The 16,437-nt window shown below is 50.5% G+C and carries 17 protein-coding genes and 1 other RNA gene; 10 read left to right on the top strand and 8 right to left on the bottom strand.

Annotated elements, in window-relative coordinates; all coding sequences use genetic code 11:
• Positions 1-83 precede the first annotated feature (83 nt).
• From ACQG0S_RS16555 to qatD, 4 genes are read left to right on the top strand one after another with little or no spacing between them, the layout of a single operon-like run.
• On the top strand, positions 84-1,868 hold the full coding sequence (locus ACQG0S_RS16555; protein WP_048965921.1) for a KAP family P-loop NTPase fold protein: 1,785 nt from the start codon (positions 84-86) through the stop codon (positions 1,866-1,868).
• Entirely contained in the window at positions 1,868-2,620 is a 753-nt protein-coding gene (locus ACQG0S_RS16550) for a hypothetical protein (protein ID WP_048965920.1), read from the top strand. The genes ACQG0S_RS16555 and ACQG0S_RS16550 overlap by 1 nt, the downstream gene beginning before the upstream one ends.
• Positions 2,602-3,921, top strand: coding sequence for a Qat anti-phage system QueC-like protein QatC (gene qatC / locus ACQG0S_RS16545; RefSeq protein ID WP_193388978.1), 1,320 nt, complete (start codon positions 2,602-2,604; stop codon positions 3,919-3,921). Before ACQG0S_RS16550 ends, qatC begins: the two co-directional genes overlap by 19 nt.
• Positions 3,922-3,929: 8 nt before the next feature.
• Positions 3,930-4,643 carry a Qat anti-phage system TatD family nuclease QatD gene (gene qatD / locus ACQG0S_RS16540; RefSeq protein WP_048965963.1) on the top strand — a complete coding sequence of 238 codons (714 nt, stop codon included), beginning with the start codon at positions 3,930-3,932 and terminating at the stop codon, positions 4,641-4,643.
• Positions 4,644-4,693: 50 nt separating this feature from the next.
• Here qatD and ACQG0S_RS16535 read toward each other — a convergent pair whose 3' ends face one another.
• The 3 genes from ACQG0S_RS16535 to smpB all read right to left on the bottom strand — a co-directional run bounded on the left by ACQG0S_RS16535 (position 4,694) and on the right by smpB (position 7,075).
• Positions 4,694-5,935 carry an integrase gene (locus ACQG0S_RS16535; protein ID WP_048965918.1) on the bottom strand — a complete coding sequence of 414 codons (1,242 nt, stop codon included), beginning with the start codon at positions 5,933-5,935 and terminating at the stop codon, positions 4,694-4,696.
• A gap of 204 nt (positions 5,936-6,139) precedes the next feature.
• Positions 6,140-6,503: a transfer-messenger RNA gene (gene ssrA, locus ACQG0S_RS16530) on the bottom strand.
• 89 nt (positions 6,504-6,592) lie between these two features.
• Positions 6,593-7,075: an SsrA-binding protein SmpB gene (smpB, locus tag ACQG0S_RS16525; RefSeq protein WP_003863115.1), complete on the bottom strand. Its 483-nt coding sequence runs from the start codon at positions 7,073-7,075 to the stop codon at positions 6,593-6,595.
• Positions 7,076-7,231: 156 nt separating this feature from the next.
• Between smpB and ACQG0S_RS16520 the strand changes: the two genes are divergently transcribed.
• Positions 7,232-7,669 (top strand): type II toxin-antitoxin system RatA family toxin, encoded by a 438-nt coding sequence (locus ACQG0S_RS16520; protein ID WP_003863117.1) that lies wholly within the window; start codon positions 7,232-7,234, stop codon positions 7,667-7,669.
• Positions 7,659-7,946, top strand: coding sequence for an RnfH family protein (locus ACQG0S_RS16515; protein WP_003863119.1), 288 nt, complete (start codon positions 7,659-7,661; stop codon positions 7,944-7,946). Before ACQG0S_RS16520 ends, ACQG0S_RS16515 begins: the two co-directional genes overlap by 11 nt.
• Before the next feature lie 61 nt (positions 7,947-8,007).
• Here ACQG0S_RS16515 and bamE read toward each other — a convergent pair whose 3' ends face one another.
• The 3 genes from bamE to nadK all read right to left on the bottom strand — a co-directional run bounded on the left by bamE (position 8,008) and on the right by nadK (position 11,110).
• A complete protein-coding gene (bamE, locus tag ACQG0S_RS16510; RefSeq protein WP_003863121.1) occupies positions 8,008-8,346 on the bottom strand; it encodes an outer membrane protein assembly factor BamE in 339 nt (112 codons plus the stop codon).
• Between the two features lie 138 nt (positions 8,347-8,484).
• Positions 8,485-10,146, bottom strand: a complete 1,662-nt coding sequence (gene recN, locus ACQG0S_RS16505; protein ID WP_022649071.1) for a DNA repair protein RecN — start codon at positions 10,144-10,146, stop codon at positions 8,485-8,487.
• An 85-nt stretch (positions 10,147-10,231) separates the two neighbouring features.
• The gene (nadK, locus tag ACQG0S_RS16500; protein ID WP_022649070.1) at positions 10,232-11,110 is read right to left on the bottom strand and encodes an NAD(+) kinase; all 879 of its coding nucleotides are present in this window, start codon (positions 11,108-11,110) and stop codon (positions 10,232-10,234) included.
• A 122-nt stretch (positions 11,111-11,232) separates the two neighbouring features.
• On the opposite strand from nadK, the gene grpE reads away from it, so the two are divergent.
• Entirely contained in the window at positions 11,233-11,826 is a 594-nt protein-coding gene (gene grpE, locus ACQG0S_RS16495) for a nucleotide exchange factor GrpE (protein WP_003863126.1), read from the top strand.
• A gap of 52 nt (positions 11,827-11,878) precedes the next feature.
• Here the strand turns inward: grpE and ACQG0S_RS16490 are convergent, their stop codons facing one another.
• Positions 11,879-13,165, bottom strand: a complete 1,287-nt coding sequence (locus ACQG0S_RS16490; protein ID WP_048965917.1) for an HlyC/CorC family transporter — start codon at positions 13,163-13,165, stop codon at positions 11,879-11,881.
• 19 nt (positions 13,166-13,184) lie between these two features.
• The gene (locus tag ACQG0S_RS16485; protein WP_014832951.1) at positions 13,185-13,976 is read right to left on the bottom strand and encodes a cytochrome C assembly family protein; all 792 of its coding nucleotides are present in this window, start codon (positions 13,974-13,976) and stop codon (positions 13,185-13,187) included.
• A 166-nt stretch (positions 13,977-14,142) separates the two neighbouring features.
• On the opposite strand from ACQG0S_RS16485, the gene ffh reads away from it, so the two are divergent.
• From ffh to rimM, 3 genes are all read left to right on the top strand, one after another.
• Positions 14,143-15,504, top strand: coding sequence for a signal recognition particle protein (gene ffh, locus ACQG0S_RS16480; RefSeq protein ID WP_003863132.1), 1,362 nt, complete (start codon positions 14,143-14,145; stop codon positions 15,502-15,504).
• Positions 15,505-15,620: 116 nt separating this feature from the next.
• A complete protein-coding gene (gene rpsP, locus ACQG0S_RS16475) occupies positions 15,621-15,869 on the top strand; it encodes a 30S ribosomal protein S16 (RefSeq protein WP_022649067.1) in 249 nt (82 codons plus the stop codon).
• A 15-nt stretch (positions 15,870-15,884) separates the two neighbouring features.
• Positions 15,885-16,424 (top strand): ribosome maturation factor RimM, encoded by a 540-nt coding sequence (gene rimM / locus ACQG0S_RS16470; protein WP_003863136.1) that lies wholly within the window; start codon positions 15,885-15,887, stop codon positions 16,422-16,424.
• Positions 16,425-16,437: the final 13 nt, after the last annotated feature.

Genomic DNA, 16,437 nt, shown 5'->3' with positions numbered 1-16,437 from the left:
AGAACCGAAACATACGTCTTTAATAAACTTTGCCTTGGTTGGTTTAAACCTTCCATAAGTCGAGAAAAATAAAGGATAAATAGATGTGGTCAGATAAGGAATCATCAGAGGATTACCTAAATTTTGGTGAAGTATCTCAGCTAGCAGTAGATGTGCTTACCACCGAAAATATGTTGCCAGTATCAATAGGCATTTTTGGTAACTGGGGGGCTGGCAAATCTTCACTTTTGAAACTGATAGAGCAAAAACTTGAGCAAGATGACAAAGATTGGATAGTAATTAATTTTGACTCTTGGCTCTATCAGGGCTACGACGATGCGCGTGCTGCCCTACTTGAAGTCATCGCTACAGCATTGACAAAAGCTGCGGGTGGCAATACGACTCTTGTCTCAAAAGCAAAAAGACTTTTAAGCCGGGTTGATGGGTTTAGAGCAATGGGCTTTCTGGCTGAGGGAGCTGCTTTATTTGCTGGTGTTCCTACTGGCGGTTTGCTTTCCAGAAGCATTGGTGCATTTAGGAATGTTACTGATGGCATCCAGAGCCAGGAAGAATATGAGGCTTTGAGCAACCTGGCTAAAGAAGGTAAACAAGCTGCGGGTGGTTTGATTAAACCAGATGCTAAAAAAAGCCCTCCACAGCAGATTGATGCTTTTCGTCAGGAATATGGGGAAATTTTAGAAGAGCTTGGTAAGCCACTCATCGTAGTAATTGATAACCTCGATCGCTGCCTGCCTGCTAATGCTATCCATACCCTTGAAGCCATCAGGTTATTCCTTTTCTTAACTAATACTGCCTTTATCATTGCAGCGGACGAGGACATGATTCGTTCTTCTGTGGCTGATTACTTCAAAGGGGCATCCCAACGTCATCAAATAGACTATCTCGATAAGCTCATCCAGGTTCCTATTCGGGTGCCAAAAGCTGGGGTGCGTGAGATTCGTTCATATCTATTCATGCTTTATGCTATTGAGCATGGCTTGAAAGGCCAAAAACTTACCACGCTTCGCGGCGGGCTAGAAAAGGCATTGCAGCAATCCTGGAAAGATGAACCAATTACTCGGCAAGACGCGCTTAAAATGACTGGTGAATCTGAGGATAGTAATCTCGCTTTAGCATTTGCACGTGCGGACCGCATTGCTCCAGTATTAGCCAACTCTCCAATTATTCATGGCAATCCTAGGATCGTTAAACGCTTGTTGAATGTTGTCAAAATGCGTTCTCAAATTGCTAAACGACGAGCTATGCCTTTGGATGAAGCAATCATCACTAAGTTAGTAATCTTTGAGCGATGTGTTGGAGTAGATGGCACAGCTGACTTATATCACCTCGTGGATATTGAACAAGGCATGCCCCAACTGCTTAGACAGCTTGAAGAGGCTGACGGTCAAATACCTTCTGAAGCGCCAAAGACATGGACTGATAATCCAACAACTAAGTCTTTTATTGCTCAATGGTCCCAGCTTGAACCACGCCTTGGTGGAATCGATTTGAGAGCCGCCATATACCTATCCAGAGAAACCATGCCAATAGGTGCATATGTAGTTGGTCTGTCTCCATCTGGACGGGAAGCATTGAATGCACTTATTGAATTGAAAAATACTAGTTCTCCTACAGCAGAAGTTCTTCTGGAAACGCTTCCGCGTGAGGAACAGGTGCCGGTAATGGAAGGTTTAATTAGCCAGTTGAGGCAAGTATCGGAATGGGCTCGTAGGCCTAAAGGTTTTTCTGGTGCATGCCTCTTGGCTCGCCACTCGACAGATGCGGCCAGTATATTTATTCGTTACTTGCAGGAGTTGCAGCAGGGAACGAAGCCACCAGTATGGATGGCTGCAGCACTAAAAGATGAGCAATGGAATAAGGACGCTTAATGGGAACTTCACAATCAAGTATAGGCCCGGGTGGTGGTTCTCCACTGGTTCCACCATGGGCTGATGATCAGCCACAGCAACCCTTAACTCCGCCTCAAGAACGAAGGTTTGCGCCTTTTCGGGAGTCTTTGGGAAACGCAGTTTCAAACGGCAATAGAGCAGACTTCAGAAAAGCCATAGGGCATTACGCGCGAAAAGCCTCTGGAGGAAGCAGTAGTGCAGCTCGAAGATTAGGGAGTGTCACACAGGCAGGGGGCGGATTGTTTGGGGCTCTGGCGGGAGTGCAAGCGGCTCCAGGAGAACCAAGCATTGATTTGGGAAGTTTGGCTGGCCTTCCATGCGAAATGGCAATATCAGCGATTGCTCAAGCTTTAACGTCACAGGATGGTGATTCAGAAAAAATTTGTGCAGCCATGAATCATGCCTTAGTGGAAGCTCTCGATGGTGTAGCAATTTTCGATCCCCAAAAAATAACTGATGGTGTGATCGTTGACACAATGATTTGTTATTTAGCTGAAAGCATTTTTCTGCAAATGGTCATGGATTCTAACAAGGCATGGAATAAAGCGGACACTCCTTCAAAGGCCATTCATGCAGAAACTGAACTTCGAGAATTGATCAAAGTTGTTGTTGATAAGCATATGGCTCCAAAACTTGTCGGTAACATTAGATCTTTTACAAGAAATCAAATGGTTAAAATCGAGCGTCAGGTAATTATTGAGGCTTGGCAAGAATGGGAGGCCTATCAATGACATACTTAGTTTTCCATCATGATCATCGTCTCTTACCGCCAGCAGGTGAGAACTTGTTGCCCGTACAGCTTTATGGATTAAGTGGGCAGGGACGGGGTGATATATCTATTATTGGAAATCCTGCGATTGATCGAATTAAGCGCTTGGGAGTCAAAATTCCAGCTCAGGTCATGGACTTTTTGAGCATCGCACTAGCGGTTACAGCGGCTGATACCTTCGTTCAGCGTGAAAGCTCGGAGGATGGTTGGACTCGTCAATTCTCGCTACGACTTCCCCTTCATGAGCCATCTCGATGGATTGCTCTAAAGAAGGAACTTGAAAGCACTTTGCATTTTCTTAGTGGGGACATCTGGGATTTCGAGTTTTGCACTGGTGGTTATGCACCGCCAGAACCCTATAGTCAACATTCAAGGTTTCACCTGATTAAGCTCAAAGAACTTGATTGTGTCAGTTTATTTTCGGGAGGATTAGATTCGGCTATTGGCGCAATAGATCTTCTAGCAGTGGGGCGCGCTCCGCTTTTAGTTAGCCATGCTTATAAAGGAGATAAGTCACGCCAAGATCAAATTGCTGAAAGATTGAATGGTCGATATTCACGGTTTGAAATTAATGCTGATCCGCATCACTATCAAGGTGTGACTGACATTACGATGCGAACGCGGAGCCTCAATTTTCTTGCTTTTGCGGCAGTGGGCGCTTGTGCTGTACAAGAAGTATCTCAACAAAAAAAGGTCGATCTTTATGTGCCCGAAAATGGGTTTATCTCGTTAAATGCTCCACTAACTCCACGCCGGATAGGTACGTTGAGCACACGAACAACACATCCATATTTTATTGCCAGCATACAACAGCTGTTTGATGCGGTCGGAATTCCTTGCCAAATAATCAACCCATATCAGTTCAAAACAAAAGGGCAAATGGCTTATCAATGTTTGAATAAGCAACTCTTAACTGAAATTGTAGAAAGTACAGTATCTTGCAGTCATTGGAAACGCGCTAATCAGCAGTGCGGGGTATGTGTACCGTGCATCATTCGACGGGCATCGCTTCATGCAGGGGGAATTAATAGAGACGCTGGTTACACATTCCAATCCCTGGCTAAAGTAATGAATGAAATTGATCGTAGGGATGATCTTATCGCTCTCAGGATTGCAATCGCACAGAAATCCACTTTGAAAATAGGAACATGGGTCGCCAAGAGCGGCCCCTTGCCTGTGGCCGCTTTCAATAATTTTAAGCAGGTGTTTATGGAAGGGCTAAATGAGGTCGAAAACTACTTATTGAGTGAGGGCATTGTGTGAGCATCGACATGCACTGTCATCTTGACTTATATCCTCGGCCAGAACAAGTGGCTGAGGAGTGCAGACGTCGAGGGACTTATATACTGTCGGTTACAACGACACCCAGAGCATGGCATGGGACTTCTTTACTGGCTAAAGGAAGCCAGCGAATCCGAACTGCTCTTGGGCTCCATCCCCAAATTGCACATCAAAGATCTCATGAGTTAGAGCTGTTTGATTCGCTACTTTCCGAGACCAGGTATGTTGGCGAAATAGGGCTTGATGGTGGTAAGGGATTTAAAGAGCATTGGGATGTCCAACTGAAGGTATTTCGGCACATACTCAATAGTGTGCATCGTGCTGGAGGTAAGATTATGACTATTCATAGTCGGGGAAGTGCATCAGCTACCATTGATGAGATTGAAAATATTGATGGGATAGCGATATTACATTGGTTTACTGGTACACCCAGGCAGCTAGAAAGAGCAATCGATTTAGGGTGTTGGTTCTCCGTGGGGCCTGCTATGCTCGATACAATTAAGGGGAAGGCCTTAGCTTTGAAAATTCCTAAATCACGCATTCTTACAGAAACCGATGGGCCATTTGGTAAGTTTCGTAATGAACCACTAATGCCATGGGATAGTGCGATTGCCGAGACTCAGTTAGCCACATTATGGGGAGCGAGCCCTATGGATGTTAAAGCCCAGCTTTCTGATAATTTAAGAAGACTGTGTAGTTATTAAGTGTTTAGATAAAACGAATAAGCGCTCCCTATGAATCGCTTATTCGTGTATTAGCCGACAAGCCTTATACCTCTAATACCCTCGCTAATCATGCTTCCGTGGTCAGCTGCCATCACGAAGTCAGCCCACCACTGCATCATAGGTCGTCGCTGCTCAAGATAATCACTGCGGTTATACGCACGACGAACCTCATTCTTATCCACGTGGGCCAACGCCGCTTCAATAACGTCAGGTGGAAAACCCTGTTCGTTAAGGGCTGTACTGGCGATAGAACGCAAACCGTGTGAAACGAGCACACCTCCAAAACCTGCACGTTTTAGCGACGCGTTAACGGTCTGGCTATTCATTGGCTGGTTGGGTTTGATACGGCTTGGGAAGATAAATTCGCGGTTGCCGCTCAAAGGCTTCATCATCTCTAGAACAGCCATCGCTTCGTCTGACAATGGAACAGTATGGTCACGGTTCATTTTCATTCGTGATGCGGGAATTTTCCATTCTCGCGCTTCCAGATCTAGTTCATCCCAGCGAGCTTCAGCCGCTTCGGCAGGGCGGGTAATAGTAAGAAGTTGCCACATGAACAGGCAGCGTGTGGAAAGGCTAATGCTGGCTGTTCGCATTGTCTGCATCAGTTGTGGTAGCTGATCCGGTCGAATGCTGGGCATGTTCTTTTTCTGAGGCTTCTCGAAGGCTTTACCGATATTAACGCTGGGAACAGCATCAATCAGCCCTGTGTTTTGGGCATAGATCATGACCTCATTAATGCGCTGGCACAGGCGACGAACGGTTTCCAGTGCTCCTCTGGCCTGAACCGGTTGGACGGCCTGAACCAGTGTATGAGCTTTAATATCTATAACGCTAATGTCGCCAATTGCAGGAAAAACATCTCTCTCAAGAGAGCGCCAGATATCCTCTGCGTAGTCATCGGTTACACTGGCTTTCTTTATATTCCACCAACGTTCAGCCACGAGCTGGAAAGTATTGGTTTTGGCTGCCAGCGAACTGCGAAGTTGTTCTTGCTGATGTTCCTGTGGGTCGATTTGTTTCGCCAGGAGAGAGCGTGACTCTGCTCGATAGTTTCTGGCATCGGCAAGCGTAACTGACGGGTAGGGGCCTATGCTCTTCTTCGCACGTTTCTTGGTGACAGGGCGAATGTAGCGAAACTGCCAGATTTTACTCCCGCTGGATTTGATAAGTAGCTCAAGGCCATCGCCATCATAGAGAACGTAGTCCGCTTCCTTGGATTTAGCAGATTCGATTTCTTTAACGGATAGAGGTTTGGTTTGTCTTGCCATTGCCGGGTTTCCATAGTTTTAGGCACCTCAAAAACAATAAAGCTTTATGAAGTGCCTAACAAGGTGCCTAAAAGGTTCGGATTTAATTAGTTGGCATCAGACTTCGCGGGACAAATTGCAGGTACAAAAAAGCCCGCAGGGCTTGTGCCATGCGGGCTCTTAAGACTTCATCGGATGACTCTGGTAATCACCGACGGAGAATTTTGGTGGAGCTGGCGGGAGTTGAACCCGCGTCCGAAATTTCTACATCCTCGGTACTACATGCTTAGTTTGTCTTTACATTCGCACGCCAGCTGCGGACAAACACGCCACTAACGAACTAGCCTGATTAGTTTTAACGCTTCAACCCCAGGCAGGGTTTCCACGCGATCTCTTTTGGGTTTGACCTCTCTTTGATCCCCGTCTTAAGAGCGGAAGCTAGGGAGAGAGGGCTCTTAGCAGGTTATTAAGCTGCTAAAGCGTAGTTTTCGTCGTTTGCGACTATTTTTTTGCGGCTTTTAACGAGGCAAACCGCCCCTCGGCATGCACCTTGGGTTTCGCAAATCCCGTCGAATCCAGAATCAGCCCCAATAGTGTTGAACTCAGTATACCAGATTTCACTTCCTCGATACCAGCCCGAAACGCTAACTTATTGAATAGTACAATAAGCGCGCAGAATCAACGTCCTGCGTTTTTCATGATACGTGCTTTGTCGAGCTGCCACTCGCGTGCTTTCAGGTCAGTACGTTTGTCGTGCTGTTTCTTACCTTTCGCCACGCCGATTTTCACTTTGCACCAGGCATTTTTCCAGTACAAAGAGAGCGCCACCACGGTGAAGCCTTCGCGGTTGATGCGTCCGTAGAGGGATTCCAGTTCGCGCTTGTTCAGCAGCAGCTTACGGGTGCGGGTTGGATCGCAGACGTAATGTGAAGAGGCGACGGTCAGCGGCGTAAAGTTCGCGCCGAACAGGAAGGCCTCACCGTCTTTCAGGATCACGTAGCTGTCGCCGATATTGGCTTTCCCGGCACGCAGCGATTTTACTTCCCAGCCCTGCAACGCAAGGCCAGCCTCGAATTCTTCTTCGATGAAATACTCGTGGCGAGCACGCTTGTTGAGCGCAATGGTCGCCGAACCAGGTTTATGTGCTTTTTTCTTCGTCATAAGTGTCGTAAAGCCGTCGGTAATCTGATTTTAAAAAGTCACCTCATTGCGTCCTGTGAGGTCTAACGCGCTATCTTAGCACGAGATAAGGCTTAGCGTTTTTTTAACAGGTGATAAATGTTATTATTTGTCTGTTGTGTGACCATGGAAAATGCTATGCCTCAGATTAGCCGTACTGCGCTTGTTCCCTACAGCGCGGAACAAATGTATCAGTTAGTGAACGACGTTCAGTCCTATCCGGAATTTATTCCAGGATGCACCGGTAGCCGGGTGCTGGAATCCGGCCCGACGCAGATGACTGCGGCCGTGGATGTCTCCAAAGCGGGGATCAGCAAAACGTTCACCACGCGCAATACCCTGACGAGCAATCAAAGTATTTTGATGCATCTGGTGGATGGTCCGTTTAAAAAACTGATGGGAGGGTGGAAGTTTACGCCACTGAGCGCTGACGCCTGCCGCATTGAGTTTCATCTGGATTTTGAATTTACCAATAAGCTGATCGAACTGGCGTTTGGCCGAATATTTAAAGAGCTGGCCTCGAATATGGTTCAGGCGTTCACCACGCGCGCCAAAGAGGTTTACAGTGTCGCATAAGATTGCTGTTGAGGTGGTGTATGCGCTGCCGGAGAAGCAGTATTTGCAGCGCGTGACGCTTGAAGAGGGCGCCACCGTTGAGGCGGCTATCCGGGCCTCCGGCATCCTTGAACTTCGCCGTGATATTGACCTGGCGAAGAATAAAGTCGGCATTTATAGCCGTCCGGTTAAGCTCGGTGATGTGCTGAAAGAGGGCGACAGGGTTGAAATCTATCGTCCGCTGATTGCCGACCCAAAAGAGTTGCGCCGTCAGCGAGCAGAGAAATCCGGTAAGTAGCCAAATAAACATACACAAAAAAGGTGCTCATTGAGCACCTTTTTGCGTTGCTGGCGCCTGATTATTTGGTCAGGGCAGGCTTGTTGTCGATGTTGGTCAGCACGCCAGCACTGCTGAAGGTCAGCGTCAGGGTTTGCTGGGTCACATCTTCATGACCAGGCTGCTGGCGGAATACATAGAACCACGTATTTGTGCCGAACGGATCGGACATCATCGGGGTTCCCAGGGCATAAGCGACCTGCTGTTGTGTCATACCTACGCGGATTTTGGACACATCGTTAGGAGTAAGGTAGTTCCCCTGGTTGATATCAGGACGGTAAACCACTTTCTCCAGAGTGGAACAGCCTGCGGTCAACATCAGAAGAACCGCTGCGGCAGCGGTCAGCGTTTTACAGCGCATAGTGATTTGATTCCTTTTCGGGCCCGAGCAGTACGCGGCTCATATGTAATATGCCGATGATAATAGACCTTGCCCCACTTTGAAACTGGTCTGGCGGCGTTTTTGTTGTTCTGTATGACCCTGAGATCCCGAAAAAGTTTATGCCGCCAGCAGTTCTTTCGCATTCGCGAGCGTATTACGGGTGACTTCACTGCCCCCCAGCAGGCGTGCCAGCTCCTGCAAGCGTGAGCGTTTATCCAGCGGTTTCATGTGCGTTTCCGTCATTTCGCCATCGGTTTCCTTGCTAACGATAAAGTGGTGATGACCACAGCCGGCGACCTGCGGCAGGTGAGTCACACACATAACCTGCGTCGATTCACCCAACTGACGCAGCAGTTTGCCGACAACGGCCGCGGTCGGGCCGCTGATACCCACATCCACTTCATCGAAAATCAACGCCGGGGTTTCCATTTTACGGGCGGTAATCACCTGAATGGCCAGGGCGATACGCGACAGTTCACCGCCAGAAGCCACTTTCGAAATCGCCTGTAAAGGCTGGCCTGGGTTGGTGGTGACGCGGAATTCTACGCGGTCTGCGCCTTCCGCCGTCAGGTGATGCTCTTCAAAGCGAACATCAATAGTGAACACCCCATGCGGCATCGCCAGCGTATGCATGCTGTCGGTAATATGCTGGCTAAGCTCCAGAGCATAGTGCTGTCGCACGTCGTGCAGCCGTTTCGCCGTTTCCAGCGCCTGCTGATGATGCAGATTAACCGCCAGAGACAAGGTTTCAAGGGAATCGGCCTGATCGTCCAGCTGCTGCTGTTCCTCCAGCAGAGACTGATAGTAATTCGGCAGCTCTTCCGGGGTAACGTGATGCTTACGCGCCAGTGAAATCTGACGGGAAATGCGTTGCTCAAGCTCGAACAGACGGTTCGGGTCGAGATCGAGACGTTCACAGTAGTGGCGCAGCTCATCCCCGGCTTCTGAAATCTGAATCGCGGCCTCTTCCAGCATTTCCAGTACGCCAGAAAGCTTATTGTCCATGCCGGTCAGTTCGGTAACAAGCTGACGCACGGTATACAGCTGGCTCTGCAAATTCACGTCTTCGCCATCCGCCAGCATGTTCAGGGCATTCTGGCTGATGGAAAGCAGCTGACCGCTGTTGGCCAGACGCTTGTACTCCTCGTCGATTTGCTCAAATTCACCCGCCTGAGGGTTAAATTCGTTCAGCTCTTTCAACTGATATTCCAGCAGCTCGGCGCGCGCGGTACGCTCCTGGCTTTGCTGTTGATGCTGCGCAAGTTCGCGGCAGCTTTGATGCCACTGACGATAGTGCTCCGCCATGAGTTGAGTAAGCGCGTACTCACCCGCGTAGCCATCGAGCAGGGCTTTCTGCTGTTCGGGTTTGATTAGCTGCTGGTGCGCGTGCTGACCATGGATCTGGATGAGCAGCTGGCCCAGCTCGCGAAGCTGGGAAAGGGGAACCGCTGTACCATTGATAAAACCGCGGGAGCGGCCGTCACTGCTGATGACGCGACGAAGTAAACACTCACGTCCATCTTCCAGCTGGTTCGCTTCCAGCCAGCGCAGGGCGGCAGGCGTGTCTTTTAACGAGAAGCGGGCGCAGAGATCGGCACGGGCCGCACCTGTGCGCACCATATCACCCTCTGCACGACCGCCGAGGCACAAGCCGAGGGCATCAATGGCAATGGATTTACCTGCACCGGTTTCACCGGTAATCGCCGTCATTCCACTATGGAAGTCGATCTCAAGCTCACGAACAATGGCAAAGTTGCTGATGGTCAGTTGTGCCAGCATAATTGTTTTCCTGTATGAAAAACCATAACTGTGTTTGTATACAGTATAAACTGGTTTTATATACAGTAAAGCGCTGGATGTAAAATCAGAACAATTTTTTTGACCAGCCGAGTTTTGAGCTTAATGTATTGAAATAACTGTAATCTTTTGGATGGATAAGGTTCAGGTGATAATCGCAGCGGCGAATGAGGACATCTTCTCCTTCTTGAATGGGAAGCGCAATCTGGCTGTCGCAGCTGATCTCCAGGTCGCTGCGGCGATGTGAAAAACGCAGGCGGATGGTGCTGTCGCCGTTGATCACCAGCGGACGCGCCGAGAGCGTATGCGGGAACATCGGCACCAGGGTGATCGCATCCAGCGATGGCGTCAGGATTGGGCCTCCGGCTGAAAGCGAATAGGCAGTTGACCCCGTCGGGGTTGAAATAATCAGCCCGTCAGAGCGCTGCGAGAAAGCGAAGATTTCGTCGATATAGACTTCGAACTCGATCATGTGCGCCACTTTACCAGGGTGGAGAACCACCTCGTTAATAGCGGTGCTGATGCGCTTCTGGCAATCCTGCTGGCAGACCTGGGCTTCAAGTAAAAACCGTTTTTCACTGATATAGTGACCTTCCAGCACGTCCGCCAGCTGCTGTTGCGCATTGTCCGGGTCGAGGTCGGTCAGGAAACCAAGATTGCCACGGTTAATACCAATAACCTTAATATCATAGCGAGCCAGCGTTCGCGCCGCGCCCAGCATATTGCCGTCGCCGCCGACCACCACGGCGAGATCCGCCTGCTGGCCAATTTCCGCCAGCGTGCCGGTTCTGACGCTTTTAAGCTGCAACTCCTGGGCGATCTGCTGCTCGACCATCACTTCATAGCCTTTACCACACAGCCAGCGATACAACATTTCATGTGTCGTCAATGCGGTAGGGTGACGCGGATGGCCGACGATCCCAATACACCTGAAATGATTATTCATTTTCTGGAGGTCCTTGTGCCTGATGAATGATGACAATCTGCCTTGTTCCCTTGAATCCAGGAAACTGATCCCCATAATAAGCGAAGTTAGCGAGATGAATGCAGAAAAACGCGGAGAAATTCATGAGTAGTAAAGAACAGAAAACGCCTGAGGGGCAAGCCCCTGAAGAAATTATCACGGAACAGCACGATGAAGTTGAGGCAGTAGAGCCAGACACGTCTGCTGAGCAGGTGGACCCGCGCGATGAAAAAATTGCCAATCTGGAAGCTCAGTTGGTAGAAGCGCAGAATCGCGAACGCGATGGCGTACTGCGTATCAAAGCGGAAATGGAAAACCTGCGCCGTCGTACCGAGCTGGACGTTGAAAAGGCGCACAAATTTGCGCTGGAGAAATTCGTCAACGAACTGCTTCCGGTGATCGACAGCCTGGATCGCGCGCTGGAAGTGGCGGATAAAGCTAATCCGGATAACGCGGCGATGATTGAAGGCATCGAGCTGACGCTGAAATCCATGCTGGATGTGGTGCGTAAGTTCGGTGTTGAAGTGATTGCCGATACGGATGTACCGCTGGATCCAAACGTTCACCAGGCCATTGCGATGGTGGAATCCGAAGACGTTGCCGCGGGTAACGTGCTGGGCGTGATGCAGAAAGGGTATACCCTGAACGGTCGTACTATTCGCGCTGCGATGGTGACCGTGGCGAAAGCGAAAGCGTAATTTGCCGACCCGTAGTGCCGGGTGGCGGCTTCGCCTTACCCGGCCTACAACATTACTCGGCGATACTTTCGCGTAAAGGTTTAACGGGCAGGACCTTCACCTGCTTAATCATGTTGTCCTGAACGTCCAGAATATCAATATCATACTGCGCAATGCGCACGCGCGTGCCTGCCGCCGGGATCTCTTCCAGCGCTTCCAGGATCATTCCGTTCATCGTCCGCGCTTCGTCTTCCGGCAAATGCCAGTTAAACGCTTTATTGATTTCACGAATGTTGGCGCTGCCGTCGATAAGCACTGACCCGTCGTTTTGCGGGGTGACTTCTTCTGCAAGGGAAGGCGACATTGACGTGGTAAAGTCCCCGACAATCTCTTCCAGAATATCTTCGACCGTCACCAGCCCCTGTATGTCGCCGTATTCATCCACCACCAGACCGACTTTCTTCTTGTTTCGCTGGAACTTCACCAGCTGCGTGCTCAGTGGGGTGCCTTCCGGCACGTAGTAAATTTCGTCGGCGGCGCGCAGCATCACCTCTTTGGTGAACTCGTTTTTCTCAGTCATCAGACGATAGGCCTCGCGCACACGCAGCATGCTGATGGCATCGTCGAGAGAATCGCGATAGAGGACGATACGCCCGTGCGGGGAGTGCGTCAGCTGGCGGACAATGGCCTTCCAGTCGTCGTTAATATCAATCCCGACGATTTCATTGCGCGGCACCATGATGTCGTCAACGCTGACCTTTTCCAGATCCAGCACCGACAGGAGCATGTCCTGATTGCGACGGGAGATCTGCGAGCGGGATTCGTTCACGATGGTACGCAGTTCGTCTTTGCTGAGCGCGCTACTGATGGTGACGTCTGCCTTTATACCAACCATGCGCATCAGCACCCGTGTCACCATATTCAGCAGCCAGACCAGCGGCATCATCAGAATAAGCAGCGGTGCTAACAGGAAGCTGCTCGGGTAGGCGACTTTTTCCGGGTAAAGCGCCGCGATGGTTTTGGGCAGTACTTCCGCAAACACCAGCACCACAAACGTGAGCACACCTGTGGCAATCGCCACGCCTGCGTTGCCGTACAGACGCATCCCGACGATGGTGCCCAGTGCAGAGGCGAGAATATTGACCAGGTTGTTACCGATAAGCACCAGGCTAATCAGACGGTCCGGCTTACGCAGAAGCTTTTCGACACGACGCGCGGCACGGTTACCCTGCTTGGCGCGATGACGTAACCGGTAGCGGTTCAGCGTCATCATGCCGGTTTCAGAGCCAGAGAAATAAGCGGAGATGACCACCATGATGACCAGAATGACGATCAGCGTGGTGGTAGAGATGTGTTCCAGGGGGAACTCCTTTTGTTACTTAGCCAGCAAATTGCTGTATGAAGCGGCTACCAAAATAGGCAAGCGTGAGAATGCCCGCACCCGCAACGTTGAACCAGACCACGCGACGACCGCGCCAGCCTTCATGATAATGGCCCCATAACAGGACAATATAGACAAACCACGCGATGATGGAGAGGACCGCTTTATCGATATTCTCCACGCTGAACAGGTTCTTCATATAAAACAAGCCCGTGCACAGCGTCAGCGTCAGCAAAACCACGCCGACCTGGGTGATGTGGAACATCTTACGCTCAATCACCATCAGCGGCGGCATTTCATGGTTAAACGCCAGCTTTTTATTTTTCAGCTGGTAGTCGATCCAGGCGAGCTGCATGGCGTAAAGGGCGGCGATGATCAGCGTCGCGTAGGAGAATAGAGACAGGCCGATATGCACCAGCATCCCCGGCGTGGCTTCCAGATGGGTAATAAACTCATTGGGCATGAACGTGGCTAACGCCAGGTTGATCAGCGCAAAGGCGTAGACTATCGGCAGCAGCAGCCAGCCACGATTTTTAGACGCGACAATGGTCATGACCGTACAGATCATCAGGCTGACCAGCGAGCCGACGTTCAGCACGCTCAGATTTTGCACGCTGCCGTCGCCGGGAATGATGCGTGATTCCAGCGCAAACGCATGGCTAATCAGTGCGATCACTGCCGAAAGAATAGCCATGCGCCGCCAGCCGCTGTTTTTTTGCAGCAGGCCAGGAATGATCAGCGCGAGGCTGACAGAGTAGGCAACAAGGGCGATCAGTGCGAAAACAGGCATATAGGCGTCGACAGTTGTCTTAATAAGAAAGAGAAGCAGTATAACGTTACGTGACGCCTGCTCCAACCGTTGCATAACAACAAAGGCGCCTTCATGTTATACTCCGGCAAAATTCTGTGTATGTGTCGCCCAGGCGACCTAACGTTTCTACCCCAGGCGAGAGACAATGTTTGATAATTTAACCGATCGTTTGTCGCGCACGCTGCGCAACATCAGCGGCCGTGGACGCCTCACCGAAGAGAACATCAAGGAAACGCTGCGCGAAGTGCGCATGGCGCTGCTGGAAGCAGACGTTGCGTTGCCGGTCGTGCGTGATTTTATCAACCGCGTGAAAGAGAAAGCGGTTGGTCATGAAGTTAACAAGAGCCTGACTCCGGGTCAGGAGTTCGTCAAAATCGTCCGTAACGAGCTGGTTTCGGCGATGGGCGAAGAGAACCAGGTGCTTAACCTGGCGGCTCAGCCACCAGCCGTCGTGCTGATGGCGGGTCTGCAAGGTGCGGGTAAAACCACCAGCGTCGGTAAGCTGGGGAAATTCCTGCGCGAAAAGCACAAGAAAAAAGTGCTGGTGGTTTCGGCGGACGTGTATCGCCCGGCGGCGATCAAACAGCTGGAAACGCTGGCCGAGCAGGTTGGCGTAGACTTCTTCCCGTCCGACGTGGCGCAGAAGCCTGTTGACATCGTTAACGCGGCGCTGAAAGAGGCGAAGCTGAAATTCTACGACGTGCTGCTGGTGGATACCGCCGGGCGACTGCACGTTGACGAAGCGATGATGGACGAAATCAAGCAGGTTCATGCTTCTATCAATCCGGTAGAGACCCTGTTTGTTGTCGACGCCATGACCGGTCAGGATGCGGCGAACACCGCAAAAGCGTTTAACGAAGCCCTGCCGTTAACCGGCGTGGTGCTGACCAAAGTCGACGGCGACGCTCGCGGCGGTGCGGCGCTGTCTATTCGTCATATCACCGGTAAGCCAATTAAGTTCCTCGGCGTGGGCGAGAAAACCGAAGCGCTGGAGCCGTTCCACCCGGATCGTATTGCCTCCCGTATCCTCGGCATGGGCGACGTGCTGTCGCTGATCGAAGATATCGAAAGCAAGGTTGACCGCGCGCAGGCTGAAAAACTCGCTAGCAAGCTGAAAAAAGGTGACGGTTTCGATCTGACCGACTTCCTTGAGCAACTGCGTCAGATGAAAAACATGGGCGGTATGGCAAGCCTGATGGGTAAACTGCCGGGTATGGGGCAGATCCCGGACAACGTCAAATCCCAGATGGATGACAAAGTGCTGGTGCGTATGGAGGCAATCATCAACTCGATGACGCTGAAAGAGCGCGCGAAGCCAGAAATCATCAAAGGTTCCCGCAAGCGCCGTATCGCAGCCGGTTGCGGCATGCAGGTCCAGGACGTTAACCGCCTTCTGAAACAGTTCGACGACATGCAGCGCATGATGAAGAAAATGAAGAAAGGCGGCATGGCGAAGATGATGCGCGGCATGAAAGGCATGATGCCGCCCGGTTTTCCTGGGCGATAATCGCTTTTGAGATTGCTTTTTGCCCGAAAATGAGTAAAATTTTCGGGCTTTTAATATGACACCCGGGCTCCGTTCCTCGATGGGGCCCGGTTGTTTTATTCACACAAGAGGATGTTATGGTAACTATTCGTTTAGCACGTCACGGCGCTAAAAAGCGTCCGTTCTACCAGGTTGTTGTGACTGACAGCCGTAATGCACGCAACGGTCGCTTCATTGAGCGCGTTGGTTTCTTCAACCCACTGGCCTCTGGCGCAGAAGAAGAAACTCGTCTGGATCTGGATCGTATCGCTCACTGGGTTGGCCAGGGCGCTACTGTTTCCGATCGCGTTGCTACGCTGATCAAAGCAGCAAACAAAGCAGCTTAATCTGTCACGGTGGTCATGATGAGCAATAAAGCACCTGTTGAACCGATCGTATTGGGAAAAATGGGTTCTTGCTACGGTATCCGTGGTTGGCTCAGAGTGTTTTCCTCCACTGAAGACGCTGATAGCATTTTTGATTACCAGCCTTGGTTTATCCAGAAAGCCGGTAAGTGGGAAGAGGTCGAGCTGGAAAGCTGGCGTCACCACAATCAGGACATCATCATCAAGCTGAAAGGCATTGACGATCGTGATGCCGCGAATGCGCTGACTAATTGTGAAATTGTCGTGGATTCGTCGCAGTTGCCGCAACTGGAAGAGGGTGACTACTACTGGAAAGACCTTATGGGTTGCCAGGTAGTGACCACTGAAGGCTACAGCCTGGGGAAAGTCATCGACATGATGGAAACCGGGTCAAATGACGTTCTCGTCATTAAGGCAAACCTGAAAGATGCATTTGGCATCAAGGAGCGGTTGGTCCCGTTCCTCGATGGACAGGTTATCAAGAAAGTCGATCTCACTACTCAAACCATTGAAGTAGATTGGGATCCTGGTTTTTAAATTCTCCGGATAA

This window comes from Enterobacter cloacae complex sp. 418I7 (assembly GCF_050030705.1).
Lineage (GTDB): Bacteria > Pseudomonadota > Gammaproteobacteria > Enterobacterales > Enterobacteriaceae > Enterobacter > Enterobacter intestinihominis.
Note: the sequence above shows the minus strand (reverse complement) of the source record. Positions and strands in the feature narration are given on the sequence as shown.

Excerpts from the sequence above, each read along its gene's own strand:
- ACQG0S_RS16550 (WP_048965920.1), top strand. The coding sequence starts at position 1,868 with ATGGGAACTTCACAATCAAGTATAGGCCCGGGTGGTGGTTCTCCACTG.
- bamE (WP_003863121.1), bottom strand. The coding sequence starts at position 8,346 with ATGCGCTGTAAAACGCTGACCGCTGCCGCAGCGGTTCTTCTGATGTTG.
- ACQG0S_RS16485 (WP_014832951.1), bottom strand. The coding sequence starts at position 13,976 with ATGCCTGTTTTCGCACTGATCGCCCTTGTTGCCTACTCTGTCAGCCTC.
- nadK (WP_022649070.1), bottom strand. The coding sequence starts at position 11,110 with ATGAATAATCATTTCAGGTGTATTGGGATCGTCGGCCATCCGCGTCAC.
- rpsP (WP_022649067.1), top strand. The coding sequence starts at position 15,621 with ATGGTAACTATTCGTTTAGCACGTCACGGCGCTAAAAAGCGTCCGTTC.
- ACQG0S_RS16520 (WP_003863117.1), top strand. The coding sequence starts at position 7,232 with ATGCCTCAGATTAGCCGTACTGCGCTTGTTCCCTACAGCGCGGAACAA.
- qatC (WP_193388978.1), top strand. The coding sequence starts at position 2,602 with ATGGGAGGCCTATCAATGACATACTTAGTTTTCCATCATGATCATCGT.
- ACQG0S_RS16555 (WP_048965921.1), top strand. The coding sequence starts at position 84 with ATGTGGTCAGATAAGGAATCATCAGAGGATTACCTAAATTTTGGTGAA.
- recN (WP_022649071.1), bottom strand. The coding sequence starts at position 10,146 with ATGCTGGCACAACTGACCATCAGCAACTTTGCCATTGTTCGTGAGCTT.
- ACQG0S_RS16535 (WP_048965918.1), bottom strand. The coding sequence starts at position 5,935 with ATGGCAAGACAAACCAAACCTCTATCCGTTAAAGAAATCGAATCTGCT.
- grpE (WP_003863126.1), top strand. The coding sequence starts at position 11,233 with ATGAGTAGTAAAGAACAGAAAACGCCTGAGGGGCAAGCCCCTGAAGAA.
- rimM (WP_003863136.1), top strand. The coding sequence starts at position 15,885 with ATGATGAGCAATAAAGCACCTGTTGAACCGATCGTATTGGGAAAAATG.
- smpB (WP_003863115.1), bottom strand. The coding sequence starts at position 7,075 with ATGACGAAGAAAAAAGCACATAAACCTGGTTCGGCGACCATTGCGCTC.
- ffh (WP_003863132.1), top strand. The coding sequence starts at position 14,143 with ATGTTTGATAATTTAACCGATCGTTTGTCGCGCACGCTGCGCAACATC.
- qatD (WP_048965963.1), top strand. The coding sequence starts at position 3,930 with ATGCACTGTCATCTTGACTTATATCCTCGGCCAGAACAAGTGGCTGAG.